The sequence below is a fragment of the Pseudoalteromonas sp. SANK 73390 genome (assembly GCF_054966645.1).
The window spans coordinates 1-25,829 of record NZ_ARPN01000094.1 but is presented as its reverse complement, the minus strand read 5'-3'; the positions used below and the strand labels follow the sequence as shown (position 1 = coordinate 25,829).

Here is a 25,829-nt window from a genome sequence, read left to right as displayed (position 1 = left end):
GCGACGTAGGTTCTGCCTTGGGAAAACACCCGAATGACTGCTGTAAAAACACACAGCAAAGATCAACAGACCCTAATTAAACTGAGGCACAAATTATGACAACCGACTTAGCTTTAGCGCTACAGCCACACTACAGTGACTTTAAAGTGCAAGAGCGTATTTTGCTTTCGGGCCACTCACATCAAGCATGGCCTAATGCAGCTAAAGCAGGGTTACTTGAATGCTATCATGATGCTGCAATGCACGTAGATGACAAGTGGGATAAAGCATTTATAAAAGCACAACGAGTTAAAGACTTTTACGCAAAATTGCTCGGTGAGACAGATGCGCAAATTACCCTTGGCGCATCAACCCATGAGCTAATCTTACGTTTTTTATCCGACTTATCCTGCTTTAAAAAGCCACCTAAGCGGGCAATCAAAATTGTCACCACCGATGGTGAGTTTCATTCCATGCGCAGACAACTAAACCGCTTTAAGCAGCTTAATATGCAAATTGAAGTTGTACCTGTCGCACCCAGTAACACATTAGCTCAGCGTTTAACTGACAAAATAGATGTGCATACCGATGCAGTTATGATCTCTGCGGTATTTTATGGCACCAGTGAAATTTTTCGTGATGTAGGACAAGTAGCGCAGTATGCACACAGCTTAAGTGTCCCTTGTTTAGTCGACACCTACCATGCGCTTAATGTTGTACCATTTAACCTCTACAGTTGGCAGCTTGAACATGCCTTTGTTGTCTCTGGCGGTTACAAATATTGCCAAGCTGGCGAAGGTAACTGCATGATGCGTATTCCTCAAGGTTATAACGGCAGTCCAATTATAACCGGTTGGTATGCAGAATTTTGTGTATTAGACCAAGCGCCGGGGCAAGTGAATTATGGCCCGGGATTTAATGCTTTTGAAGGGTCAACTTACGACCCCTCTAGTCACTATCGCGGCGCAGCCGTTTTTGACTTTTTTGAGCAACAAAAACTTGATGTTGACTCTCTCAGGGCAATTAGCCAGCAGCAAATTGCCCAATTACGCCATGGTATTACATCTTCACCAAAGCTTGCGCAAAGTTTTGAGTTTGCCAAACATGAGCTTGAGCATAATGGTGGATTTCTCGCCCTGAGTACCCAACAAGCCAGCCTATGGGTATCTAAACTGCATGAACGTGGTGTGCAATCAGATAGCCGAGGCACCCAATTACGCCTTGGCCCTGCGCCCTATGTAAGCGAATATCAACTCAACCAAGCGTTAAATATTATGGAAGATATCGCCACAAAATAGCTTTGTATTACAGTAGCACCTTACTCACATATAAGGTGCTACTGATGATTACTACATATTACCCAGCTCTATCATCATCGCGGTATACATTCTTAAATTAAGCTTTAACTGCTCAACGGTAATAAACTCATGTTCAGAATGACCTGTGTAGCGCTTGCCGGGCATTGAAGGGCCAAAGCTGACTGCATTATCAAATAATTTGGCATTGGTGCCACCGCCAATAGAAACAAACCCAGCATCTTTATCTTGGGTATAGTACTTAAATATATCTAACAGTTTTTGCGCATGTGGGGCGCTATCAAGTAGCATTGGCTCACCGAGTTCTACTTGCAGTGCATCAAGTGCCACTTCATGAGTTTGTTGCCAATCCGTTACTGCTTGGCGAATTTGTAATTCAAGTTCTGTTGCTTCTTTACCTACGGGTCTACGTAAATTAACCGACAAAGTGAGTGCGTCACCTTTGCGTGTGAGTAGTGTTGGTGAAACCGTCATTGGCCCCATAAAATCATGACTATATGCAATTTCACCAAACTGCTTGCCATATAAATCTGTGCCAATTAGCTCACGGATAAACATAACTGCTTGACCATCCGCATTTGGCTCCAAGTCAACACGGTTAAACAACGATGCCAAATAAGCAATTGCATTAACACCCGCTTCAGGCTCTGAAGAGTGTGCAGACACACCCGCAACAGCAATTTTTAACCCTGATGGTTGTTTAATAAACTGCGTTTTAATTTGTTTGAATGCCTGTGCTTTAGTTTTAATTTGTGCGATTAATTCAGCCGAAGCGTTATGTAATACTAAACTGGCATCTTCTGGGATCTGGCTTTTAAATGCCCCACCTTTAAAATCACTAACATACGCACCTTGTTGCATTGATGTACCTTTAAAAACCGGCTCAACTAAGCTCCAGCCTTTTTCAGCGACTACCACAGGATAACTTGCATCAATGGTAATAGCATATTTTGGTTGTTCATAAGTTTTCATAAACGCTTTTAATGGCGCCCAGTCAGATTCTTCGGCAAGATAAATCATCAACTCAATACGGTTATCCAGTTTTATGCCCTGATCTTTGATGGCCTTCATAGCATAAAGCGCCGTTGCAATTGGGCCTTTATCATCTTCTGTGCCCCGTGCTATCAATTTACCCGGCTGCGACGTGCTGTCTAACAAAAATGGGCTTTGCTGCCACTTACTTGGGTCTGCTGGTTGCACATCGCCATGGGTAACCACGGTGACTTTTTGCCTTTGTTGACCTAAGCCGATTAATACAGTGTGACCAAAGTCTTGATAATCTAAACCAAGTTCTGCAGCTTTGATTTTTAGGAGTTGTTTAAAGCCAATAAAGTCAGGGTTGTTAGGTGTTTCAAGCCCTTTTTTATTAACCGTTGCAAACGATACCATATTAGCAAGGGTATGAATTTGTGCTTGCTGATAGTGCTGCACGGCATATTCTGCGGTCTTATTACTGATATCAGAAATATGAGCTTGTACACTGCTGGCAAGCACAAATGCTGCCAAAGAGAGAAAACGAGTCATGAAAGTTCCTTTCTATTTCACTTTAGGTTATATAAACAACAAAGGGGCTTGCGCCCCAAAGTAATTAGTCTATTTTTTCAATGTATTATGCTTGCTTTTGCTGAGCAATCCAACGCTTTACATCTTCTTCAACAATCGCCAAAGGACGTGCGCCTTTTAACAAAATAAGATCATGAAACGCTTTAACATCAAACTTTTCACCTAGCGCATCTTGGGCCGTGGTGCGTAGCTCAACCAGCTTCAACATACCTAATTTATACCCTAACGCTTGCCCAGGCCAAGCAATGTAACGGTCAATCGCGGCGGTTACATCGCTCATTGCCGTACCCGTTGCTTGTGCAAAATACTCAATCGCTTGCTGGCGTGTCCATCGTTTATGGTGCAAACCTGTATCAACCACTAAACGTGCAGCTCGGTACACTTCTGCCTGTAAACGGCCTAAATCACCAAATGGGTCGCTTTCATACATACCCATTTCAAACGCAACTAGCTCAGAATAAAGTGCCCAGCCCTCTATATAGCCATTAAATGAAGCGTTTTGACGCATTAAACCAATATCCGTTTGCAACATGTTAAGTGCAATTTGAAAATGGTGTCCGGGCACCGCTTCATGGTAGGTTAGCGTTTTCATCGCAAAGCTTGGTACTGCTTTCATATCTTTTAAGTTAATGGCAAAAACACCAGGACGGCTACCATCAAGTGATGGGCCATTGTAATAACCACCTGGTGCGCCTGCTTCAACCGCTTTAGGAATACGTTTTACTTCCACTTTTTGTGGTGGCAGGGTTGAAAAAAGCTCAGGCGCTTTTTTATTAATGGTTTCAATCTCACCACGTAAGAATGTCAGCAGCTTTTCACGGCCTTCGTCACTGTCTTCATATAAGAAGCGTTCTTCTTCGTTTAACTGCTTCATTCTATCGCCAACGCTACCTTTGCTATAGCCGTTTGCTTTTAGAATTTCATCCATACGAGCGGTTATGCGTTCAACTTCTTGTAAACCAATATCATGAATTTGTTGTGCACTCATATCAGAGTCTGCAAGATAAGTAATCGCGTGTTGATAAAAAGCTTCACCATTAGGCTGTGCCCAAATACCGACTTTGGTCGGTGCTTTTGCTTCTAACGCTTGCATATCAGCCGTAACTTTAGCAAAAGCAGGATAGATTTTATCTTCAACAATTGCTGTCGCTCGGCTGACATATTGCAACTTATCTTCATTGGATATATCTGCTGCATCTAACTTTTGTTTAAAAGAGCGCACAAGTGGGTGTTGAGCGGCCTCTGGCGAAGTAAAGTTATCTAAATATCCCAATGTGTTAGCAAATAAAGGCTTAGGTAAAATAACACCTTTTTTAGCGTCTGCCGCCGCTTTGCCGCGCACTTGCTCTGTCATTTTTGCAAAAGCATCTAAGCGCGCTAAGTAATTCTCAGCATCTTGTGGTGACTCAACACCATGCTGATCTTTAAGTACATTAGGAATATCAACTAACGGACCTGATAACTGGTTAATAATGTAGGGTAGATGGCCACCCCACGTATCAACATACCCTGCTGAAAACTGACTGTGGCCTGCATAGTAACGCGCTAAAACTTCATTTACTTTTACATGTAATAATTCATCGTCGCTTAGCTGGCTATTTTGCAATGCTTTAAGCTGCTCAGCTGCTTTGTTCATATCTATCTGCAGAGCTTGCATGCCAGCCAATGAATAATTTGGCAATCTAGCTGCATACTCCCCGTACTGCTCTGGCGATAATTTAAGTGAAGTTGCTAAGGCAGGTTGATGCGTAACAAATGTTTGTGTGTACTGCTCAACCACATCATCTACAGATGCTGTACTGACAATGCTTGACACTTCAGCAGCTGTTTTGTTAGCGGCTCCATTTGATGTATTGCTCTCTGATGAACACCCAGCGAGGGCAAAAAGAACAGCTAAGCTGACTAAGCTTGCTTTTTTCATAACGAAACTCCGTTGGTAACAGTTGCGGCAATTGAGTAAATATACATTTTTGTTTTTTATTCTTATGCTATAGCAATAACATTTTTGCTGAATAATATACAGCGCAATGAGGCCAGCAACAGGCAGAGGGGCTAAATTTGACACTTTTGCGATGCCAAACCAAAGCGGCAAGACTAAATCATTTTCTATCGCAATTTGTGACTGAATAAAATTGGCACAAGTAACGCAGGCTAGAAGCTAAATAACACGCGTTCAAAGTGATGAGATTCAGAAATAAGTTCAAAATGACGAAATGAGTTCAGAGTGACGAAGTCAGCTCTACCATGAGACTAATTGAAATACGCTAGTGCAAAAGCCATTAGTCTTCCTGACGAAGGTCAGGATCTATTAAACGAACAACGTTAAGCTAGAATTACAAAGCGGCCGCACTTCCATATACCAGCCGCTTCATAAACTGGGAGATTAGTTAATCTTTGTGTCTAAGTTTTTAAGACCAAGATTAGCAGATAACACCGTACCTTCTTGTTTCAAACTCTCTACAACCTCTGTCAGGTTTTGTTTCGATGAAGTAACAACATAAAATGATTTATATGCTTGTTTTAAGGTTAAACCATGAGTTTTTGCCACTTCATCAGCATCAGCAAAGCTGGCCAATTGAACAATCACTTCACCCGTTGCTTCAAAAGCACTTAAACCATTATCACCAATGATAATTTGACCTTTCGTAACCGCTTCACCACTGAGTAAGCCGCCTACAGTTGTGTGACCATTCAACTGCAACTGACTTGCATCTTGAATTGGTAAGTTGCTTAACTCATCAACTGATACTGAAGCATTGGCATAAACTGCGCTCGAAGCAGTTAAAGCACATAAAACGAATAGTTTTTTCATTGTTATACTCCTTAGTGGCCGTAAATACGTAGTGACCAATCTTTTAACAGACCCGCATCAGCATTATTACTACTGTTGGTGCCAAATAGGCCAACGCCAGCATTATAAATTAATGTTTGACTGCTGCCTTTGTCTGTATCAATCACTTTAATAGTCCAATCGCCTTGCGATTGCTCACCATAAAAGTGGTGACTCAGCATAATTGCATCAGTGTAGCCACCATCTGTACCACCTAAAAAGCCAGTACGCGCACTCATTACCACACTGCGTGTACCAGATGGAGAGGTAAGCTCAATTGCCAAATCCCGAAGACGAGTATGGTCAATATTCACTTTTAACTGCACTGCCTCAACAGTCAAGTTTTGTGCCACAGCCATAGTGCTTTGTGCACCCGTTAAATCCGCATCAGGGATCGTTGCATTTACCGTTGTCGGCTGCCAGTCAGTAATTTGTAATTCAGGTAATGAAACACTTGTAAACAGGGCTTTATACACCGCATCATCAATATTTACAGCACCTAAGCCATAAAAGTTATGGAAGTTATAACCTGCCGCATTAGTTTGCCAGCCAGGGATTGCATCATAGCTAAGCGCTTCACCCGTTGCCGACTCAAAATTTAGGTTTACACCGCTATGTTGAGGGTCTACTTTACGCGCTGTAGTTGCTAATAAGTGGCGTACTGTTCTTGCGTCAAGCCCTGGGTTTGCCGACATAACAGTGGCAATTGCACCTGCTGTATTAGGCGCAGCTGAAGAGGTGCCGTTCATCACACCGGTAAAGTCACAATTTGGATCAGCCTCAGAGCCACCATGTAAGCTATTTTCATGGGTGCCAGATACATTCATACCTTGCTCACAACCGGTTAAATCAACGGTAACCATTGCAGGTTTGTTCCGTCCATATTCGCCGCCAGGAGATGATAAAAACACATTAGAGCCTACCGAAGAGTATGACGCCAGTTTACCTTCTGCATTTAGCGACGATACTACTAAGTTCCAAAACGTTGTATTGCTTGGTGTAATGTTGGCATTATGAAATGGTAAACCTTGGTTATTAAAGAACGCGTTACCTTCATACGGTAATACTAAAAAGCGTTGCCCTTGTATGTACGTTGAATATGACGCAAACGAGTTACCGGCAGATTTAACATAAATTGAGCCTCTGCCCCAGTGACTGTTAAGCGTAATATCTTGCATAACAGTTTCTTCTAGCGCAAAGCGAGGGTCTAAACTCAAATCTCCATTTACAGGTGCAGAAGGTGTACTACCATAGCTTTGGTTAAATACTCGCGGGTCAGTAAATCTATCAAGCGCTCTGAAATCTTCACCTAAGCCATGTGATAACATCCAAGACTCAACCGACTGCTCACTTAAAAAGTTAAAGCCAATTAAGTTGGCATAAGGAGCAACACCTCTACCACCTAAATTATTACCTTCTTCAGCCGCAATAAGACCAGCAACTGCTGTACCATGGCCATGCGTATCTACTGGGTAGTCACTGCCATCAATTAAGTTTCTTGAACCTGCCACCACATTATTTTTTAAATCTGGGTGTGATATCTCAACGCCAGTATCAATCACTGATACCGTGATGCCTCTGCCTTTAATTCCCATACGGTCTGCAAAATCTAAATTAAGATCTTCTCCTGCAGAGCCAGACGATAATGAAAAACCAGTTTGTCCTGTATTTTGTAAATGCCACTGCTGGAATGTCAGTGGATCACGCTTAACTAAATTTTGTTCTGGCGAAGTATTTGCGTTCGCTGCACAAGTTGCAGCAAGTATCGATACGGCCAAGATATTCTTTTTATAATTCATAGTGTCCTCAACGTGTTCACCCCTATAAGGGGAACTAAACATAACACCGCGGTCACGTATCAGCAACAAAAAAAGACACCGTTGTCATAAATTATTTTATATTTTTAACAGAAACAAGGCTTTAAATTAAAATAAATCTCACGTAAAAAACATAAAAAGTACTTAATTGACCTTATTGATACTGACTACTCGCTTAAAATTCATCTTTGGCTTTATGCAGTAGCAGTGTAGAATGCACCGCTTAATCGTCAGAGGTAACTATGAATCGTAAAAAGAAGATATACGAAACGCTCAAAAAGAAAGACAAACGAGCAAACGCAAAATTGCATAAAAGTAATAAACCACGATATGTGTCAAAAGCACAACGCGCCGCCATGCAAGATCAGCAACCAAGTGATGAACATAACACGCCGCAACCGCTTAATGAAACCAACTAGTTACCGACTTGTTCGTTTAGCTCAGTGAGCATATCTTCATTGAACATGTTGTTTTTTAGTAAGTTTTTTAACTTACTATCGCCTTGCTGATAAAGTGATAGAATTTGTTGAGCAAGCTGACGGTTCAACTCCGGTTGTTTATTTTTAGATTGGTAATATTGCAGCATCAACCCATCAGCTGCCATACTCTTTAAATATTCGTTAGGTTCTTTTTCAATTATTGAAACAAAGCTTTCAGCCACTCTCGCATCGGTCAGTGGTGTATTCGTGATCACCTCTAATGCTTGAACTTTTAAAGCTTCATCGTCACTTTGCTGTGCAATACGCAATATTGCATCAACAGTCTCATAGTTGTAATGCCTCATTTGTGTTTTATTGAGCACATACATATTCATTTGCAATTGCCCCATTGCTGACAACCGCTCATGTGCAGGTAAGCTACTATCGAGTATTTTTGCATTAAGGTCTTTATTAATTTGCAAAGCATACTCTGGGTCTGTTTTTAGTTTAAGTTCATAATCTTTAGGTAAGTTTTCATAAAATGCGTAAGCCGGATCTTTGTTACGCATTTCTTCTTGCTCACGTGCCTGCTTTTGTTCAAGCACTGTTAACACCGCTTGCTCAAAGTTTGGCGGCTTAACCATGTCACTATCAGAAACCATTTGGTGTTGCTCTATTATTCGAAGGCGCGCTTCCAAGTTAAAAACCTGCGCATTGAGCGTATTAATTATTTGTTCGTATGATTCATTTGTATCACGACTCGCTGGTTTTTGCGTCATCACAACTTGTGTGGCTGTACTTGGCTTGAACTGAGCAACAAGCCCATAAATAGATAAACCCAGTGCCAACGCTGACATAACAAAGCCAATATGTGTCTGTTTCAACTTAAAAACTCCCAATACGTGTATGCCGCAACTGTATACAAAAGCACAGTAAAAATCAGCAATAAAAATGTAAAATATGGTCATTGCGATTTAATGCATACATTTATTTTGTATCACCATAGAACAAGCAATTTGACAAAGTTAAGACACTAGTAATTTACCTGAAATAGTTTTGCAAGCAATCGTTCACACCGCCAATCTAATATGTTGCGCTTTAAACATGGATGACACTCGTTACTAGGATGACATTTTTACCATAGGAAAAAACATGAAAAAGATCAGCAGTATGCTTGTTGCACTTTTGCCCACACTGGCATTGGCACAACCCGATGTTCACTATGAGCAATGTAAAACCAGTTTTAATTACCTAGGCGCAGACTATCAGGGCACTACAAATAAGAATAATGACGGTAGTCAGTGGTGTTATTTAAAAACAGCGCAAGAAGGCGCTTATTGGGGTAATGTAAAAGTAGAAACTATCCCTGAGTTTAAAACCAAAACGGGTAAAACTTGTCGTGCGCCATCGAGCTATCAAGGTGAACAATTTTATGGTTGTAGTTCACGTAATCACACGACTCCTTGGTGTTATACCAGTGAAACACAATGGGAAGAGTGTGACCTTGCAGAGCCTGCTGAAATACTTAGCCATACACACCCAAAAGCAAGCAAGCGCTTAGATAGAGTCGCACTTGGGTCTTGCTTTAAAACCAAAGGTGACATGCCTGAAGCATTAGCTCGCTTAATCACTCAGCAGCCTGATTTATTCTTATGGCTTGGTGATAACATATACGCTGATACAACTGATATGGGCAATATGCGTAGAAAATACAACGAAAAGAAACAAAACGCTGATTACCACGCCTTTTTAGAAGCGAAAATTCCAGTAATGGCAACATGGGATGACCATGATTTTGGCCGCAACAACGATGGTAAATATTATCCTGAACGTGAAAATGCACAAAAAGAGTATTTGCGTCACTTTGATGCCCCTGACAATGACCCACGTTTAAATGGTCGAGCGGGCATTTACGAAGCCAAAATGCTCGGAGCTGACGATGAAAAAACCCATGTGATCACTGTTGATGCGCGGTATTTTCGCTCACCGACGTTCAACAACTATGGCAAATGTGAAGGTGAACAAAGCACCATGCTAGGTGAGCAACAGTGGCAGTGGCTTGAACAAGAACTGGCTAAACCCTCAGAAATCAAGTTAATAGCCAGTGGCATTCAAGTATTACCGCCTCTTTATCAAGGGCGCAGCATGTCAAGCTATTGTGCATATGGTAATGGAGAGCAGTTTAAAACTGCTATAGAGTCACTAGGTGAAACTGACATGTCTGGCACCAGCTATGAATCATGGGCTGAAATGCCTAATGAAAGAGCACGCTTGCTGCGTATGGTACAAAAGTCGATTAATGATGGAAAAACCAAAACCGTGATTTTTCTTTCAGGCGATCAACACTGGGGAGAGATCTTACAAAAAGACATTCCTGCAGATGCAAAGTTTGGCAAGCAAACCACAGTATACGAAATTACCGCATCAGGCTTTGGTCAAAACTGGCCTTATCACATCGAAAACCCATTAAGATTGCCAGTTTATGCCGATACGAAAGGAGATGGCAACTACAGCAAACAATGTAAGTTACCATATAGTTATGCAGGCGTTACTTATCAAGGCTGCACCACCAGAGATAATGACAAACCTTGGTGCTACACCGAAGTAGACGAAAGTGGTAAAGGCGTTGCAGGTGAGTGGGGAAATTGTGCACCAAGTGGTGCAAAAATTCCAACCGGCTTTGTAGGTAACGTAAGCAATGACATCAAAAATCTTACTACCAGCAATCGCCATTTAATTAATAAATCGGGTAGTAATTACGGTATGTTAGACATCGACTGGCAAAACCGCACGATTAAGTTATCACTGCAAACAGCAGATGAAGAGGCTATTTCGACCATTATTAACTTCTAGTTATTTTTACATAGTGAGTTGAAGGTTTAGGCTGGCTAGGGAATACCCTAAATAGGCAACCTCGCATAGTTACTCTATGTGAGTTTGCCGATAACACTAAATAAATCGTCAACTCGCGCTAACATAATAAGGCGTTTTTATTCAGGCAAATTAGTTTTATATGTTACTCCCGAAGATTTACTAAAAGTTAACATTAAATCAGTACTTTGAAGCTCTAGCTGCTGCTCATTCAACTGCCCAAGTTGGTAACTCACTTCTAACTCTAGCACTTTTTTAAGCGTCTCCAATACGTTAACATAGTATGGTAACTCTTCTGCAGTGTTAACCAAATGTCGAGCGAGAATACTCAAATTAACGACATTACTTAAGCTACTAGTGGAAATGTTTTTGCTCACAATAGGCAAAACAAGAATATCATCCAGATAGCTGGGTAATGGTGGCATATTATTGTGATATAACTTTGTAATGTCAATTTGCTCGTCCAACGACTCAAAGTGCTCATGCAGCGCTTGTGAGTAATCAAAGCTGACATCAACCGTCTCAACGGCGGCATTGAGCAACTTAATCATATCTTTTTTTTCTGCCTGACCTGCACTGTATTCACTTATATTTATCGCCACTAATACACCGACCAAAGTAGCAATCAAAGTTAAAATAAAATTAACACCCAGTGCATTGCGCTCTGCTGTTTTTGCAAAACGAGGTAAAAAACAAACCCACCCACCGCTACTAATACTAAAGTAAGAACAAAATACAGCATACAATCTCTCTAATTCCTTTTTATCGGAACATAATACCAACCTCTCTTAAATTGAGTAAAGCGAAGCAGTACATTACTTAAGTACTAAAATAGTGACAATAGGCTCAGTCAGTTATTCAATACGCTCAACTGATGGATACTTGCCGCTGGCAAGTTCATGATATATGTCATCTAAATATTGCGTAAGCGCCACAGCCTCAAGGTTTGGTGGGATCACTACGTCATATACTCTTACACGCATGCTGGTGTCTGACTCTTTAAACAGTTGCCACTGTTCATTGATGCGAATAACAGACATAACACGTCCGAATACATTAAACTTGTACATAGTAATACCTCATAATACCGCTTTATTACACTAAAACAGCTCTCTATACTACACGCCAAGCAGGGAAATAAAATATGTAACTTTCACCTATGGCCTGCTCAATAGCAAAGATAAACAAGCCCTAAAGTAATACTGCCAACTTAAATTTAAGCGTGATTATATTTTACTGCTCTTGCCCGTTACTAAAAAATGACGGTTTAAATCTAATCGCCTTTTTAAGCGCTTCTTTTGCTTGATCTTCACCTACTGTCTCAACTCTTTTTGCCACTTCCATCAACAAAAAAGTCGTTTCATTATTGCGGTTATCCTGTATACCCTTTTCAAGTACAACTAGGTTAGAATAAAGTGACTCTAGGGCGCAGGAACCTATTGCAACTGTGCCAGCCAACACTTGCTTTTGTGACACCATTTTAGCTGCAGCAGCCGTCCCTTGCGGTATTGCCAACTCTTTCACCGTGTTATTTTTCTTCCATTGATTAATTTGCTTTAACGCGGCTGGGTGTGATGCTAGTTGAACGATGGGTTGTTTACGTTCAAACTCGTCTTTGCGCATCAAAACACACATTTCTATCGCCGTGGTAATAGATGCCACTACGGTCTTAATTTCATACTGCTTTAAAGCGTCAACAGTCGCTTTTACCAGTCGCCCTTCTATGGTTGAGTTTTCGACTGCACTAAATGCCAGTGCGTTATGAGCGTATGCATTTTGAAAAGTTTGAGTTGGAGAGCCAGAGAACACCAGCGCATCTTTTAAAAGCGGCTTTTTTGCAAACAACGAGTGAATTGCCGCATCATTAAAACTGCCAGCTGATGCCTGTACATATATTTTCGCAACACTGGGGGTTGTGATGAACATAGCTGCGACTAAGCTCACTCTTAAAATAAACTGCCTTTGACTTTTCATACCGTTAAATATATCGCCTTATCTTCAAGTTAAATAAATAAAATTCAATAGAAGCCAGTCATCTCACGCTTATCACCGCGTAAGCACTTACCTACTAAAAAGCACCTAAATATACTAATACTAAAAATACGAACTACTTTACACGCCTCACACACTTATTCCGGTGATATTTTACCAAAAACAGACTTTATCGTGTCTTAATCAGGCACAAGCACCAAGCTTATCGATGTTACTGTACTGCCAGCTAAAATAGAATCGAAATAGCAGCTTTATGCATAAAATATGTTCCCAATATAACTAAATGGTTCTATGCTGGCGAGTATATAACCTCAAAACCATACAAAAAAGGACTAACATGCGACCTTCTTTCGATGACTTAAGTTATTTTGTCGAGGTAGCAAATACAAAAAACTTATCTCGCGCCGCACAACGTTTAGGTATAACACAACCGAGTGTGAGTGCAGCCATAAAGCGCCTTGAACAAGCTTTTACAACCCCTCTGTTGGTAAGAAATCGAAGTGGCGTGCAATTAACACGCTCAGGTATCGCTTTAGAGGAACATAGTCGAAAGTTTATGGCGCAATGGGAGCAACTAAAAACAAATGTGATCCGTGCTGGTACAGATATGGCGGGTACTTTTACAATTGGTTGTCACCCGTCGGTCGCGTTGTATACACTGCCTCATTTAATTCCTGCACTCAAACGTATACATCCACATATTACACTCAACTTAGTTCATGACTTATCGCGAAAAATTACTGAGCAAATAATCGGCTGCGAAATAGACTTTGGTTTAGTAATAAACCCAATTCGTCACCCTGACTTAGTGATCCACACACTATTTTTCGATGAAGTTGCCCTATGGTGCTCATTGGAATATGACAGCGCTCATGAGGGCGTAAACACCTTGTATTGCGATCCCAATTTAAAACAGAGTCAAACTTTGCTGAAAGCATTAGATTTAAAACAGTTTCAAATTGAGCATTCAAATAATCTTGAAGTGATTGCCAGCCTTGTTTCACAAAGTGTTGGGTTAGGCATACTGCCTGAGCGGGTAGCAAATAAATGCCCTCAGCCTTTGCGACGATACCCGCACAGTGATGATGTAGTCATGGACGAATTATGTTTAGTACACCGCGCTGACATTCAAAAAAGTGCTGCTAGCCAGCACTTAAAATTAGCAATTAAAAGCTTGCTCACTGAGCCTCACTATTTATAGCTTAGTATTGGCATCGTCAAGCTGTTTACAGGTAACCGCACTTGTCAGCGCATGCACCTCGCTAAACACTGACATATTGTCAAAAACTTCACCAAATGTAATATTATCTTTCGTTTTTATCGTTACATAAGTGGCATAATATTGATTTTGATAATCAAAAGAGTACATGATGCCATCACGGTTAATAGAGTTAGGTTGCATCTCATATGCGCCACTAGATGAGGGGTACAAAGACGTAACACTAATATACTCCAACAACTCTTTATAGTAGCGTTCATGACTATTACGCCAATTAAGCGCTATGCCCGCCCCACAATTTCCATCTCTTAATTGCGGATAATTTACATAGAAAGTGACTTCTTTGGCATCGCGACTCAATGTCGCGAAATCTCCACTAGTATTAATCCAATCACCTGGGCTTGCTAAAGCAGGTATCGATAACATTGCACTCATAAGTGATAAGCAACAAACCTTTCTTTTAATACTCATTTTTTATACTCCGACTCTACATGTTGTGTTTTAACGTAATCATAAAGATGAGTTACACGTCAGTAAAATAGAAGTTAACAATAAGTATCATAGCTGTATTCTATACCTGTACTGAGCTCGCTAATTTTTACCTTTTATTTTTACCTTTTATATTGGGTAGAGCAATAACCTCGGCTAATATCAGGGTGGCGTAATTTGTTATGTTTGGTGACTCTGCCATTAACGCGCTGCCGCCAAAGCTTAAAACTGCTTGCCTTTAAATGCTTGCGCATAAAGCCAACCACCTGCGATTCATTTAGGCCATATAACTGCTCAATAGCCTCAAAAGGTGTCCTATCTTCCCATGCCATTTCAATTATTCGGCTTTGCTCGCTGACTGAAAAATCCATACATACTCTATGATAAATAAAAGCAGTAATACGCACTGCGCTACCAAAGCGATTAATCAAATTGATATTGTATTAATCCTAACTGCAATATGTACCTGATTTAACAGCTTGAGGCCACAACCCTAATTCTATATTCTTATTGTTCAGTTGCTTACGGTGTTCGTGACTAGCTGGTAAAGGAATATGTCACCCAACTTAGTGACTTAGCAGGCACACACAATAGTGAGCCTGTTTGGCTTGAGCTTGGCAGTGCTGGTGGTGCTTCCTAATAGTGTGACACAAAACAGACGTAACAAGATCCTGACCTTCGTCAGGATGACGACTATTAAGGATGACAGTTATAAGAGTGACAATTATAAGTAATACGTCACCCTGAACTTGCTTCAGGGCCTACTGCAAGCACGGCAAATAACTTCACAAGATCCTGACCTTCGTCAGGATGACGACTATTAAGGATGACAGTTATAAGAGTGACAATTATAAATAGTGCGTCACCCTGAACTTGTTTCAGGGCCTACTATAAGCACGGCAAATAACTTCGTCAGGATGACGACTGTTAAGGATAACGGCTATAAGAGTGACAATTATAAATAATACGTCACCCTGAACTTGTTTCAGGGCCTACTGAAAACACCTGGATTATTAAAACGCTACTTGATGTACGCTAATATCTCTTTGCTCACCACATATTTCAATCATAGTGTCTTCAACATAATATAAACCTAGCTTTTCTATCACTTTTCTGGAACGAGTGTTTTCAGTAAAATGTGTGGCCGCTAAGCCTTTAAGCTTATGCTGATGCACCAGTGCATTTACAGCCTCCGGCATAAACCCTTGCCCCCAATATTCAAAGCCAAGCCAATAGCCCAATGTGCCAACGCCATTGCTAAACTCAACAAAACTCACCGTGCCAATCACTTTATCGTCACCTTGTTTAGTAATGGCGTAATTAACCCCTTTACCACTTTTAAATAGCGCGTCGTGCGTTGCAATCCAGTCAATCGCCATTTGCTCAGAGTATGGGTGGGGGATATTTTTCGTCATTTCACTCACACGTTTATCACCCGCTAATTTAGCAACTTGTGCGGCATCCGTTAACTCAAACGCCCTTAAAGCCAGACGTTCGGTCGTGATAATATTTTGCATGGGCAATTCCTTAATCTACTTCTGATAATTTTTATAGTGATTTAACCATATAAACAAAGCCATCAAGCGCCATCTCTTCTGGGTATGGTGTAATAACAAAGCCAAACTTCTCGTATGCTTTGATGGCTGATTGATTATATTCGTACACAAACAGCGAGGACTCTCTCACTTTTAGAGACTGTAAACCCCGTTTACACAGTTCTCGCATTAATGATTTTGCCAAGCCTTTACCACGCTGTAATGGACTAACTACCAGCCTTGCCAAGTGGCAACGGCCAAGCCTTAAATAGTACTGCCCAAAAGCTAATAACTCATTGTTATCATCAACTAATGCGCAGCATTGCAGTTCATTTAGTTGTAAATCAGCTTTAAAGGTTTGCAAGTTAAACGGGTAACGAAAGCCTGGCCCTGACCACTCAGATAAAGTCTGTTCGCTATCAAACCAAGTCATCAACTCCAAGATTTCGCTATCTGTTGGGGTAACCACTTTCATCTATGCACCACTTAGTAAGCCGATTTTATATGTCACTACTAAAGTAACAAATCACCTCTTTAAATCAATATTAAAGTCTATTAAAAGCAAGATCATAGCTAACTATAAAGCTTAAAAAGACAATTTATCGATGTTTGTACCTAGTAGGTATTGATTTTTCAATGCGTTATAATATAACATAATAAAATGATATATTATAACATCACTGGAGTTATACAATGAAAATGCGCTTTGTACTTGGCTTAGTTTCGCTTGCTGTTTTATCGGGTTGCGGATCAGAAAAGCACACAGTAACGCCCATTAACAATAACCAACAAGTCAATGCCGGTAGTGGTAGTGATGCGGGTAATAGTAATAATGAGCAGCCCGAAATTATTCTACCTCAAGGGCGTATTGCGCTAACTCACGACAACACTGTGTCTTTATATAACCTGAGCAATGGTGATTTAATAGATACACTCAATACCACCCACTCAGGTGTGACACTCAAAACGAGTCCACAAGGGCGTTACATACTTGCCATCGCCCGCCAACAAGATTTGGTGCAATTTGTAGATACTGGTATTTATCTAGAGGGCGAAGATAGTGCCGAGGTTGTTCATCAAGATAGCCCAAATTTATTGAACTTTGAATTACACGATAGCAGAGCAACCCACTACGTACCTAACGCACAAAACGCCCTGTTATTTTTTGATGGTAATAAGGATGAGGCCGCTGATGCTGGCTTTGCATTATTATCAGATAAAAGCATTGGCGACGAAGCGTTAATTGCACAGCACCACTTTAATACTTACATGCACGGTACTGGAGAAATTCGCTCAGATTGGGTTATTGCCACTTTACGCGACGCACAAAGTGACAGCACACTGCCAAGTCAATTGGGTTTGTTTGAAATTCATGGCGATCACTTTCATCAAGAGCACACCTTTGAACCTGCCTGCCCCGACCTTCACGGCAGTGTACAAACCACCACCCATACTGCTTTCGCTTGCAGCGATGGTATTGTAAAAATAAGCCAAGAAGGAGACGCATTTACCGCCTCTCATATTGCCAACTCTCAAGCGCTACCTGAACAACATAGAATTGGAAAATTACTGGCAGGTGAGGATGACAACCACATTCTGGGAATCGCACGCAGTAACTTTTACCATGTTGATTTAGCAAGCAACGCAATATCTGCGTTTAATTGGCAACCAGAAGGCATAACAAGTTATCTAACCTATGGCATCAGTGCAATCTCTCAAAGTCTTTTGATTTTGGATGAACAAGGCTACATCAATGTATTTGATAGCGAAAACGATTGGCAAAAGACTGGGCGCTTTAAGGCAATAGAGTCTGTGGTGGCAGACACCAATGCCATGTTAATTAATAACCAAGCATATGATATTACTTATCTTGTTTACGGCCAACAAGTGATCACTCTTGATTTAGCCAAACAAACAGCCACCCCGTTACTTAACCTTGAACAGCCTATCAGCTCCGCAGCTTGGAGTGGTATTACACAACAATAATTAACACTTTTTCTTCCCTGACCTTTGTGCGCTAACATTAATTAGCGCACTTTTTTAAACACCAAGTAACCAACTTATACTTTAAGCAAGCTTACAAAAACACTTATCAATAACGCAATGGCAAAACCTATTCGCAGCTTTGTTGCCTGCTCAGGTTTAGCAAAAAATGGCCTAAGTTTTGCTCCTGTTGCCATCCAAAGTCCATCCACAACGACTGCGACAACAAAACATATAGCACCAGTGAGCAGTGCATTCATCTGGGACGAATAGTCACTCAGCATGTTATTGGCAAAAATAGCTAAAAAAGCAGCGTATGCTTTGGGGTTGATCAGGTTTAAAATAAAGCCGTCTTTAAAACTTGGTGCTTCTGCAGTTTGACAGGCTATCCCCCCTTTTGCAGTCGCAATTTTATAAGCCACATAACACAAATATGCAGCTGCAATGCCTTGGCAAATAAGTTTGGCGGTTGGATAGGTTGTGAACAAAGTTCCTAGCCCTGCTCCCACCAACACAATAACCATTAACAAGCCTGCGAGAATGCCAACCAAAAAGCCAGTCCCTTCACGAAAACCAAAGCTTGCCCCCACTCCCGCTAAAGCAAGCGGCGCAGGCCCAGGGGAGCCTAGTAATAGTGCGGTTGTTAGTGCCAACGATATAACGACTTCCATGGTATTTCATTCCTATATTAAATTTAGCAGCGCTAAAAAAGGCCCATAGCGGGCCTGTATTACTATTAATACCAATTGCATTAAGTAAGTGATCAGATATTGCGGCAGATAAATGGCTTAGTAACAAGGCAAATATTTCGCTATGTAGTTATTTTACATGAGAAATATTTAACGCAGTTAATGAGTTATTTAGCTCGCTAGAATGATCAATAATTTAATAAAATTGGTATAACATCTATTGTGTATTGAATTTATACTTGTGGTACTCGCACGTTGCCTTGCATTAATACGCGAGCACTGCGACTCATTACCGCTTTTTCTGCCTGCCATTGACCGTTTGACTCAATTGCTGTAGCTCCTACTCGCAAAGTGCCTGAAGGGTGGCCAAAAGTCACATTATCGCGCTCCCCGCCTCCTGCAGCTAAATTTACCAAGGTGCCGGGAACAGCGGCTGCTGTAGCAATCGCAACAGCAGCCGTGCCCATCATCGCATGGTGTAATTTACCCATAGATAAAGCCCGCACACAAATATCAATATCATCAGCATTTATGTGTTTGCCGCTTGATGCTACATAACTTTGTGCTTTGCTAACAAATGCTATTTTTGGCGTATGTTGGCGGCTTTGTGCTTCATCTAAATTGCTGATCAAGCCCATTTTTAACGCGCCATGAGCGCGAATAATTTCAAATCGCTCAAGCGCCTGTGCATCGCCATTAATCGCTTCTTGTAGCTCTGTGCCGATGTAACCTAGTTCATCCGCATTGAAAAATAATGTTGGAATACCGGCATTAATCATCGTCACGGCAAACTTGCCAATATCAGGCACATCAAGCATGTCTACAAGGCAGCCAGAAGGAAACATCGACCCTTCACCATCTGCAGGGTTCATAAACTCAACCACAACTTCAGCTGCGGGGAAAGTCACCCCATCAAGCTCAAAATCACCAGTCTCTTGCACTTCACCTTGAGTGATTGGCACATGAGCAACAATGGTTTTTTTAATATTAGCTTGCCAAATACGTACCACAGCAATACCATTATCTGGAATACGTGTTGAATCTACCAAGCCATTACTAATGGCAAATGAGCCCACCGCAGCGGTTAAATTGCCACAGTTACCACTCCAATCAATAAAAGGCTTATCTATTGCCACTTGGCCAAACAAGTAATCTACGTCATGATCAGGCTGTGTGCTCTTTGATAAAATCACTGTTTTACTGGTGCTTGATGTAGCACCGCCCATACCATCAGTGTGCTTAGCGTAAGGATCTGGGCTACCAATCACACGCAATAACAGCGTATCACGCTCAGGTCCAGCTACTTGTGCTTCAAGCGGTAAGTCAGTGAGGTTAAAAAACACCCCTTTACTGGTGCCGCCACGCATATAAGTAGCTGGCACTTTAATTTGTGGTTTAAAAGACATTATTTGTTCCTTTATATACCTATATAACCAAATAACAAGCCCATGTTATTGGGCTTTAAAGTAACGTAATGTTTATTAGCTGTGCGCGTCTAAAAAGTCTTTAGCAAAGCGCTGTAACACGCCACCAGCGGCATAAATAGAGACTTCTTCAGCGGTATCCAAACGACAAGTCATTGGTACTTCAACACGTTCACCATTGTTACGGTTAATCACTAAAGTAAGTGTGGCTCCAGGGCTTGGTTCACCTGCAACATCAAAGGTTTCTGTACCATCGATACCCAGAGTTTTTCGAGTCGTGCCCGCTTTAAATTCAAGTGGTAATACACCCATTCCGATAAGATTGGTACGATGAATACGCTCAAACCCTTCAGCTGCAATCACTTCAACACCAGCTAAGCGCACGCCTTTAGCAGCCCAGTCTCGAGATGAGCCCTGACCATAATCAGCACCCGCAACAATAATCAACGGCTGTTTACGTTGCATGTAGGTTTCAATCGCTTCCCACATACGTGTTTGCTGTCCTTCTGGCTCAAGCCGTGCCAATGAGCCTTGCTTTATTTGACCGTTTTCATCACACACCATTTCGTTAAATAGCTTAGGGTTAGCAAATGTGGCACGCTGCGCGGTTAAGTGATCACCACGGTGCGTGGCATATGAATTAAAGTCTTCTTCTGGCAAACCCATTTTGGCTAGATACTCACCTGCTGCGCTACTTGCCATAATTGCATTAGAGGGCGATAAGTGATCAGTGGTGATATTGTCACCAAGTACCGCCAGTGGACGCATCCCCTTCATGGTGCGCTCAGCTGCTAATGCACCTTCCCAGTATGGTGGGCGACGAATATACGTGCTCATTTCACGCCAATCATACAAAGGGTCGTTGTCTTCGCCATAATCAACCGTTAGGTCAAACATAGGCTCATACACTTGGCGGAACTGCTCTGGTTTTACACTTTTAGCGATGACTGCATCTATCTCTTCATCACTTGGCCATAAATCTTTGAGTGTAATTGGGTTACCTTGCTGATCATGACCCAGCACGTCTTTTTCAATATCAAAGCGAATTGTACCGGCGATAGCATAAGCAACAACCAGTGGTGGTGATGCTAAGAAAGCCTGCTTTGCATAGGGGTGAATACGCCCATCAAAGTTACGATTACCCGATAGCACCGCAGTGGCATACAAATCACGTTCAATTAATTCTTGTTGAATTTTGGGGTCAAGCGCACCACTCATGCCATTACAGGTGGTACAAGCAAACGCTACAATACCAAAGCCTAGCTGCTCAAGTTCTGGCAATAGGTTAGCTTCTTCAAGATACATCTTTACGGCTTTAGAACCCGGTGCCAGTGATGATTTAACCCAAGGTTTACGCATCAAACCTTTGGCATTAGCATTACGCGCTATTAGACCCGCAGCAATCACATTTCGTGGATTGCTGGTATTGGTACAACTGGTAATTGCGGCAATAATTACCGCACCATCTGGCATTTTCCCGTCTTCATTTTCAACCACACCTGAAATACCCGCTTTGGCTAAATCAGCTGTTGCAACACGCTTATGTGGGTTTGATGGGCCAGCAATATTGCGACCGACCGATGACAAATCAAACGTCAATACTCGTTCATATTGCGCTGTATCTAAACTGTCAGCCCAAAGACCTGTGTGTTTAGCGTAGTCTTCAACCAAACGAACCTGCTCGTCTTCACGGCCAGTCAGTTTCAAGTAATCAATAGTTTGTTGGTCAATGTAGAACATTGCAGCAGTCGCACCATACTCTGGTGTCATGTTGGAAATAGTCGCACGATCGCCAAGAGTTAAGCTAGCTGCACCCTCACCATAAAACTCAAGATATGCGCCAACCACTTTTTCAGCACGTAAAAATTCGGTGATTGCTAACACAATATCGGTCGCGGTAATACCGGGTTGTGCTTTGCCTGTTAGCTCTACACCAACAATGTCTGGCAAACGCATGTAAGAGGCACGACCAAGCATCACGCTTTCTGCTTCAAGACCACCGACACCCACCGCAATCACACCCAGCGCATCAACGTGAGGAGTATGACTATCTGTACCAACAAGAGTGTCTGGAAAAGCAACACCGTCACGGGCATGAATAACGGGTGACATTTTTTCTAAATTAATTTGGTGCATGATGCCGTTACCCGGTTGAATAACGTCAACATTTTTAAACGCGGTTTTAGTCCAGTTTATAAAGTGAAAACGGTCTTCGTTACGCCTATCTTCAATTGCGCGGTTTTTTTCAAAGGCATCTTCTTCAAAACCTGCGTGTTCCACCGCTAATGAATGGTCCACAATAAGCTGTGTTGGTACGACAGGATTCACCTTGGATGGGTCGCCCCCTTTTGCCGCAATAGCGTCACGCAAACCTGCTAAATCAACCAGTGCGGTTTGCCCCAAAATGTCATGACATACAACACGAGCAGGAAACCAAGGAAAATCTAGATCGCGACGGCGTTCGATGATCTGCGTTAAACAAGCATCTAGCTTTTCAGGTTCGCAACGACGTACTAAGTTTTCGGCGAGCACACGAGAGGTATAAGGCAAAGTGTCATAGGCACCCGGTTTTAAAAAATCAACGGCTTCGCGCGTGTCGTAAAAGCTCAATTGCGAGTTTGGCAACAGCTTACGGTATTTGGTATTCATAACTACACCCATTGGAAATTGATGACGGTACTAAAAGGCAAGCGGCTGATAAAAAATCAGCCACAACAGCGTGTATTAACGCTCAGAAATAGCTGGTACTGGGCGAATTTCTTCACCGGTATATTCAGCTGATGGGCGAATAATTCGGTTATCAGCACGCTGTTCCATAACGTGAGCAGCCCAACCTGTTAAACGAGACATAACAAAGATAGGAGTAAATAGTTTAGTTGGAATACCCATGAAGTTGTATGCTGAAGCGTGGAAGAAATCCGCATTACAGAACAACTTCTTCTCACGCCACATCACTTCTTCACAACGCACAGAAACAGGGTAAAGTACTGTATCACCTACATCTTCTGCTAACTTTTCAGACCATAACTTAATAATCTCATTACGTGGATCGCATTCTGAGTAAATTGCGTGACCAAAGCCCATAATTTTTTCTTTACGTGCTAACTTGCCCATCATTTGCTCTTCAGCATGATCAGCTGAGGTAAAGCTTTGAATCATATCCATCGCTGCTTCGTTAGCACCACCGTGAAGTGGACCACGAAGTGAACCAATCGCCCCCGTTACACATGAATGCATATCCGACAGTGTCGAGGCACAAACGCGTGCAGTAAAGGTAGAGGCATTAAACTCATGCTCTGCATATAGAATAAGAGATACATGCATTACACGCTCATGTAATTCGTTTGGCTTTTTACCGTGAAGCAGGTGCAAGAAGTGCGCGCCGATTGAGTCATCATCGGTTTCAACCTCAACACGTACGCCATCGTGGCTAAAACGATACCAGTAGCAAATAATGCTAGGGAAACACGCAAGCATGCGGTCGGTTACTTTACCCTGTAGGTCAAAGCTCGTTTCACCTTCTAAATTACCTAGCATTGAACAACCCGTGCGTAATACATCCATTGGGTGCGCGTCAGCGGGAATACGCTCTAATACTTCTTTTAGTGCTAATGGTAAACCACGCATTGAACGCAGCTCGCTTTTATAGCTATCAAGTTGCGCTTGAGTGGGTAAGTCACCTTTAAGAATAAGGTAAGCAACTTCTTCAAAATCACAATGTTCCGCCAATTCTTTTACATCATAACCACGATACGTTAAACCAGATCCTGATTTACCGACTGTTGAAAGTGCTGTTTTCCCTGCTACCTGACCGCGAAGGCCAGCACCGCTGAGTACTTTTGCCATTTTGTTGTCTCCTGAATTTTTACCTGCTGAGTATTATTTTTAGTAGTGATTGATGCAGTTAGTTACTCACTACCTACTGTTCTTTTACTATTACTTGTTTTTACCTTCGGCAAACAGCGAGTCAAGCTTTTGCTCGTAATCGTGATAGCCAAGGTAATCGTATAAGTCCATACGAGTTTGCATGTTATCGATGACAGCTTTTTGATCACCATCAGTTAAAATCGTTTGATAAACCAGTTCTGCTGCTTTATTCATTGCACGAAATGCACTCAACGGATACAACACCATATCAACACCCCATTGTCCCAACTCTTCTTTATTCCACAGTTCAGTTTTACCAAACTCAGTAATATTCGCTAAAATTGGCACATCTAGCGCTTCGCTAAAGGCACGATAGTGCTGCTCAGTTTGAACTGCTTCAGCAAAAATACCATCAGCACCAGCTTCAACATAAGCTTTTGCGCGTGCAATCGACGCATCTAAGCCTTCTTGAGCGAACGAGTCAGTACGCGCCATGATGAAAAAGTTAGGGTCGGTACGCGCATCAACGGCTGCTTTAATACGGTCTACCATTTCTTCGATTGATACAATTTCTTTGTTAGGACGATGACCACAACGCTTTTGCGCCACTTGATCTTCCATATGTACCGCTGCGGCTCCCGCTTTTTCCATATCGCGAACAGTTTTAGCAATGTTAAATGCACCACCCCAGCCAGTGTCAATATCAACCATAAGTGGTAAATCACAGGCCGCTGTAATACGTTGAACATCAGCAATAACATCGTTTAACGATGTCATACCTAAATCAGGCAGACCATAAGACGCGTTTGCAACGCCGCCACCTGAGAGGTAAATAGCTTGGTGGCCGATTTTTTTTGCCATGATGGCTGAATAGGCATTAATAGTACCGACTATTTGCAACGGCTGATTTGCCTTTAATGCCTCACGAAACTTTGTACCTGCACTTTTAAATCCTGTCATGATGTTCTCTCTTATAAGCTATTTTGAAGTTTGGCTTCGATATTATTTTTTGAATAAGTGATATGTCGGCGCATCAGCATTTCGGCCAGTTCTGGGTCGCGACTGCTAATGGCTTGAACGATATTTTTATGCTCATCAAATGCGCTTGTTACCCTTGGGCCTGCCATACCTAATTGCACACGATACATGCGTACTAAATGGTAAAGGCCATTAACCAGCATCGAAATGAGGTAGCTATTTTTGCTGCCTAGAATAATGCGATAATGAAAATCTAAATCGCCGGCTTCTTGATAATAAAGCTCAGCGTTTTTAACTTCATCAGATTGGCTGTTTAGTAAAGCATTGAGCTCAATTATCTCTTGTTCATTCATATGCAACGCTGCCAACCTTGCAGCCATGCCTTCAAGTGATTCTCTTACTTGATACAGTTCAATCAGTCCTTCTGGGCTCAATGTGACAACACGTGCCCCGACATTGGCCTTACGCTCAACGATATTACATGCCTCTAAGCGATTAATTGCTTCACGCACCACAGCGCGACTAACCTGATACTTTGTCGACAATTCTGTTTCACTCAGTTTAGCACCAGATGGAATAACACCTTCAACAATCTCTTTCCTAAGGCGAAAAAACGCCTTGTCTGAAGAGGTTACTGCTTGCTCTTGAAAAAATCCCATCTTTACCGAAGTACTCTGAGTCACAATAAGTTGTAGACAATATAGTGATGCTTTACGTTAACGTCAACCTTGCAAGGTTAAGATTGTCGACAATCTCAATTATAGCCCTCATAAATATGATGAATACCTAACTGACTGTCCTATTAAAACCAACGCCAATCATGAACATAGCAAGGAGCAAAATCATATATTGACTGGG

23 protein-coding genes are annotated in these 25,829 nt (G+C 41.8%); 5 read left to right on the top strand and 18 right to left on the bottom strand.

From position 1 onward, the window contains the following. Positions 1-95 precede the first annotated feature (95 nt). Positions 96-1,277, top strand: a complete 1,182-nt coding sequence (locus SANK73390_RS11670) for a kynureninase (protein ID WP_462766181.1) — start codon at positions 96-98, stop codon at positions 1,275-1,277. Positions 1,278-1,328: 51 nt separating this feature from the next. On the opposite strand, the gene SANK73390_RS11665 is transcribed toward SANK73390_RS11670, so the two are convergent. From SANK73390_RS11665 to SANK73390_RS11650, 4 genes are all read right to left on the bottom strand, one after another. Next, positions 1,329-2,819, bottom strand: coding sequence for a dipeptidase (locus SANK73390_RS11665; RefSeq protein WP_462766180.1), 1,491 nt, complete (start codon positions 2,817-2,819; stop codon positions 1,329-1,331). A gap of 85 nt (positions 2,820-2,904) precedes the next feature. Further along, complete coding sequence (locus tag SANK73390_RS11660; protein ID WP_462766179.1) at positions 2,905-4,779, bottom strand: DUF885 domain-containing protein; 1,875 nt, start codon at positions 4,777-4,779, stop codon at positions 2,905-2,907. A 462-nt stretch (positions 4,780-5,241) separates the two neighbouring features. Further along, positions 5,242-5,670 carry a hypothetical protein gene (locus tag SANK73390_RS11655; RefSeq protein WP_261593652.1) on the bottom strand — a complete coding sequence of 143 codons (429 nt, stop codon included), beginning with the start codon at positions 5,668-5,670 and terminating at the stop codon, positions 5,242-5,244. 11 nt (positions 5,671-5,681) lie between these two features. Further along, entirely contained in the window at positions 5,682-7,487 is a 1,806-nt protein-coding gene (locus SANK73390_RS11650; protein ID WP_462766178.1) for a S8 family peptidase, read from the bottom strand. 260 nt (positions 7,488-7,747) lie between these two features. On the opposite strand from SANK73390_RS11650, the gene SANK73390_RS11645 reads away from it, so the two are divergent. Beyond that, positions 7,748-7,924: a DUF2986 domain-containing protein gene (locus SANK73390_RS11645; protein WP_261593650.1), complete on the top strand. Its 177-nt coding sequence runs from the start codon at positions 7,748-7,750 to the stop codon at positions 7,922-7,924. Here the strand turns inward: SANK73390_RS11645 and SANK73390_RS11640 are convergent. Beyond that, positions 7,921-8,808, bottom strand: a complete 888-nt coding sequence (locus SANK73390_RS11640; protein WP_462766177.1) for a hypothetical protein — start codon at positions 8,806-8,808, stop codon at positions 7,921-7,923. The two genes, SANK73390_RS11645 and SANK73390_RS11640, sit on opposite strands and share 4 nt — an antisense overlap. A 268-nt stretch (positions 8,809-9,076) precedes the next feature. On the opposite strand from SANK73390_RS11640, the gene SANK73390_RS11635 reads away from it, so the two are divergent. Continuing rightward, entirely contained in the window at positions 9,077-10,777 is a 1,701-nt protein-coding gene (locus SANK73390_RS11635) for an alkaline phosphatase D family protein (RefSeq protein ID WP_462766176.1), read from the top strand. A gap of 137 nt (positions 10,778-10,914) precedes the next feature. Here the strand turns inward: SANK73390_RS11635 and SANK73390_RS11630 are convergent, their stop codons facing one another. The 3 genes from SANK73390_RS11630 to SANK73390_RS11620 all read right to left on the bottom strand — a co-directional run bounded on the left by SANK73390_RS11630 (position 10,915) and on the right by SANK73390_RS11620 (position 12,769). Beyond that, positions 10,915-11,541, bottom strand: coding sequence for a hypothetical protein (locus tag SANK73390_RS11630; protein ID WP_462766175.1), 627 nt, complete (start codon positions 11,539-11,541; stop codon positions 10,915-10,917). A gap of 108 nt (positions 11,542-11,649) precedes the next feature. Then, on the bottom strand, positions 11,650-11,865 hold the full coding sequence (locus SANK73390_RS11625; protein WP_261626020.1) for a DUF7661 family protein: 216 nt from the start codon (positions 11,863-11,865) through the stop codon (positions 11,650-11,652). 163 nt (positions 11,866-12,028) lie between these two features. Beyond that, complete coding sequence (locus SANK73390_RS11620; RefSeq protein ID WP_462766174.1) at positions 12,029-12,769, bottom strand: prephenate dehydratase domain-containing protein; 741 nt, start codon at positions 12,767-12,769, stop codon at positions 12,029-12,031. 355 nt (positions 12,770-13,124) lie between these two features. Here SANK73390_RS11620 and SANK73390_RS11615 point away from each other — a divergent pair, with 355 nt between their 5' ends. Continuing rightward, positions 13,125-13,988, top strand: a complete 864-nt coding sequence (locus SANK73390_RS11615; RefSeq protein ID WP_462766173.1) for a LysR family transcriptional regulator — start codon at positions 13,125-13,127, stop codon at positions 13,986-13,988. Here SANK73390_RS11615 and SANK73390_RS11610 read toward each other — a convergent pair. The 4 genes from SANK73390_RS11610 to SANK73390_RS11595 all read right to left on the bottom strand — a co-directional run bounded on the left by SANK73390_RS11610 (position 13,983) and on the right by SANK73390_RS11595 (position 16,505). Beyond that, a complete protein-coding gene (locus SANK73390_RS11610; RefSeq protein WP_462766172.1) occupies positions 13,983-14,477 on the bottom strand; it encodes a hypothetical protein in 495 nt (164 codons plus the stop codon). The two genes, SANK73390_RS11615 and SANK73390_RS11610, sit on opposite strands and share 6 nt — an antisense overlap. Before the next feature lie 140 nt (positions 14,478-14,617). Continuing rightward, positions 14,618-14,866, bottom strand: a complete 249-nt coding sequence (locus tag SANK73390_RS11605) for a TIGR03643 family protein (RefSeq protein WP_462766171.1) — start codon at positions 14,864-14,866, stop codon at positions 14,618-14,620. Positions 14,867-15,508: 642 nt separating this feature from the next. Continuing rightward, positions 15,509-16,012: a GNAT family N-acetyltransferase gene (locus SANK73390_RS11600; RefSeq protein ID WP_462766170.1), complete on the bottom strand. Its 504-nt coding sequence runs from the start codon at positions 16,010-16,012 to the stop codon at positions 15,509-15,511. Positions 16,013-16,043: 31 nt separating this feature from the next. After that, complete coding sequence (locus tag SANK73390_RS11595) at positions 16,044-16,505, bottom strand: GNAT family N-acetyltransferase (protein WP_462766169.1); 462 nt, start codon at positions 16,503-16,505, stop codon at positions 16,044-16,046. Between the two features lie 218 nt (positions 16,506-16,723). On the opposite strand from SANK73390_RS11595, the gene SANK73390_RS11590 reads away from it, so the two are divergent. Next, positions 16,724-18,016, top strand: coding sequence for a hypothetical protein (locus tag SANK73390_RS11590; RefSeq protein WP_462766168.1), 1,293 nt, complete (start codon positions 16,724-16,726; stop codon positions 18,014-18,016). A 74-nt stretch (positions 18,017-18,090) separates the two neighbouring features. Here SANK73390_RS11590 and SANK73390_RS11585 read toward each other — a convergent pair whose 3' ends face one another. From SANK73390_RS11585 to SANK73390_RS11560, 6 genes are all read right to left on the bottom strand, one after another. Continuing rightward, positions 18,091-18,684: a LysE family translocator gene (locus SANK73390_RS11585; RefSeq protein WP_462766167.1), complete on the bottom strand. Its 594-nt coding sequence runs from the start codon at positions 18,682-18,684 to the stop codon at positions 18,091-18,093. A gap of 251 nt (positions 18,685-18,935) precedes the next feature. Further along, positions 18,936-20,108, bottom strand: a complete 1,173-nt coding sequence (prpF, locus tag SANK73390_RS11580) for a 2-methylaconitate cis-trans isomerase PrpF (RefSeq protein WP_462766166.1) — start codon at positions 20,106-20,108, stop codon at positions 18,936-18,938. A 75-nt stretch (positions 20,109-20,183) separates the two neighbouring features. Then, a complete protein-coding gene (gene acnD / locus SANK73390_RS11575; protein ID WP_261593634.1) occupies positions 20,184-22,775 on the bottom strand; it encodes a Fe/S-dependent 2-methylisocitrate dehydratase AcnD in 2,592 nt (863 codons plus the stop codon). A 75-nt stretch (positions 22,776-22,850) separates the two neighbouring features. Further along, complete coding sequence (gene prpC, locus SANK73390_RS11570; protein ID WP_261593632.1) at positions 22,851-23,972, bottom strand: bifunctional 2-methylcitrate synthase/citrate synthase; 1,122 nt, start codon at positions 23,970-23,972, stop codon at positions 22,851-22,853. 90 nt (positions 23,973-24,062) lie between these two features. Continuing rightward, a complete protein-coding gene (gene prpB / locus SANK73390_RS11565; protein ID WP_462766165.1) occupies positions 24,063-24,953 on the bottom strand; it encodes a methylisocitrate lyase in 891 nt (296 codons plus the stop codon). Positions 24,954-24,964: 11 nt separating this feature from the next. Then, entirely contained in the window at positions 24,965-25,630 is a 666-nt protein-coding gene (locus SANK73390_RS11560) for a GntR family transcriptional regulator (RefSeq protein ID WP_462766164.1), read from the bottom strand. Between the last annotated feature and the right edge of the window lie 199 nt (positions 25,631-25,829).

Bases quoted from the DNA above. Each gene is read 5' to 3' on its own strand.
- SANK73390_RS11670 (WP_462766181.1), top strand. From the start codon at position 96: ATGACAACCGACTTAGCTTTAGCGCTACAGCCACACTACAGTGACTTT.
- SANK73390_RS11665 (WP_462766180.1), bottom strand. From the start codon at position 2,819: ATGACTCGTTTTCTCTCTTTGGCAGCATTTGTGCTTGCCAGCAGTGTA.
- SANK73390_RS11660 (WP_462766179.1), bottom strand. From the start codon at position 4,779: ATGAAAAAAGCAAGCTTAGTCAGCTTAGCTGTTCTTTTTGCCCTCGCT.
- SANK73390_RS11655 (WP_261593652.1), bottom strand. From the start codon at position 5,670: ATGAAAAAACTATTCGTTTTATGTGCTTTAACTGCTTCGAGCGCAGTT.
- SANK73390_RS11650 (WP_462766178.1), bottom strand. From the start codon at position 7,487: ATGAATTATAAAAAGAATATCTTGGCCGTATCGATACTTGCTGCAACT.
- SANK73390_RS11645 (WP_261593650.1), top strand. From the start codon at position 7,748: ATGAATCGTAAAAAGAAGATATACGAAACGCTCAAAAAGAAAGACAAA.
- SANK73390_RS11635 (WP_462766176.1), top strand. From the start codon at position 9,077: ATGAAAAAGATCAGCAGTATGCTTGTTGCACTTTTGCCCACACTGGCA.
- SANK73390_RS11625 (WP_261626020.1), bottom strand. From the start codon at position 11,865: ATGTACAAGTTTAATGTATTCGGACGTGTTATGTCTGTTATTCGCATC.
- SANK73390_RS11620 (WP_462766174.1), bottom strand. From the start codon at position 12,769: ATGAAAAGTCAAAGGCAGTTTATTTTAAGAGTGAGCTTAGTCGCAGCT.
- SANK73390_RS11615 (WP_462766173.1), top strand. From the start codon at position 13,125: ATGCGACCTTCTTTCGATGACTTAAGTTATTTTGTCGAGGTAGCAAAT.
- SANK73390_RS11610 (WP_462766172.1), bottom strand. From the start codon at position 14,477: ATGAGTATTAAAAGAAAGGTTTGTTGCTTATCACTTATGAGTGCAATG.
- SANK73390_RS11605 (WP_462766171.1), bottom strand. From the start codon at position 14,866: ATGGATTTTTCAGTCAGCGAGCAAAGCCGAATAATTGAAATGGCATGG.
- SANK73390_RS11600 (WP_462766170.1), bottom strand. From the start codon at position 16,012: ATGCAAAATATTATCACGACCGAACGTCTGGCTTTAAGGGCGTTTGAG.
- SANK73390_RS11595 (WP_462766169.1), bottom strand. From the start codon at position 16,505: ATGAAAGTGGTTACCCCAACAGATAGCGAAATCTTGGAGTTGATGACT.
- SANK73390_RS11590 (WP_462766168.1), top strand. From the start codon at position 16,724: ATGAAAATGCGCTTTGTACTTGGCTTAGTTTCGCTTGCTGTTTTATCG.
- SANK73390_RS11585 (WP_462766167.1), bottom strand. From the start codon at position 18,684: ATGGAAGTCGTTATATCGTTGGCACTAACAACCGCACTATTACTAGGC.
- prpF (WP_462766166.1), bottom strand. From the start codon at position 20,108: ATGTCTTTTAAACCACAAATTAAAGTGCCAGCTACTTATATGCGTGGC.
- acnD (WP_261593634.1), bottom strand. From the start codon at position 22,775: ATGAATACCAAATACCGTAAGCTGTTGCCAAACTCGCAATTGAGCTTT.
- prpC (WP_261593632.1), bottom strand. From the start codon at position 23,972: ATGGCAAAAGTACTCAGCGGTGCTGGCCTTCGCGGTCAGGTAGCAGGG.
- prpB (WP_462766165.1), bottom strand. From the start codon at position 24,953: ATGACAGGATTTAAAAGTGCAGGTACAAAGTTTCGTGAGGCATTAAAG.
- SANK73390_RS11560 (WP_462766164.1), bottom strand. From the start codon at position 25,630: ATGGGATTTTTTCAAGAGCAAGCAGTAACCTCTTCAGACAAGGCGTTT.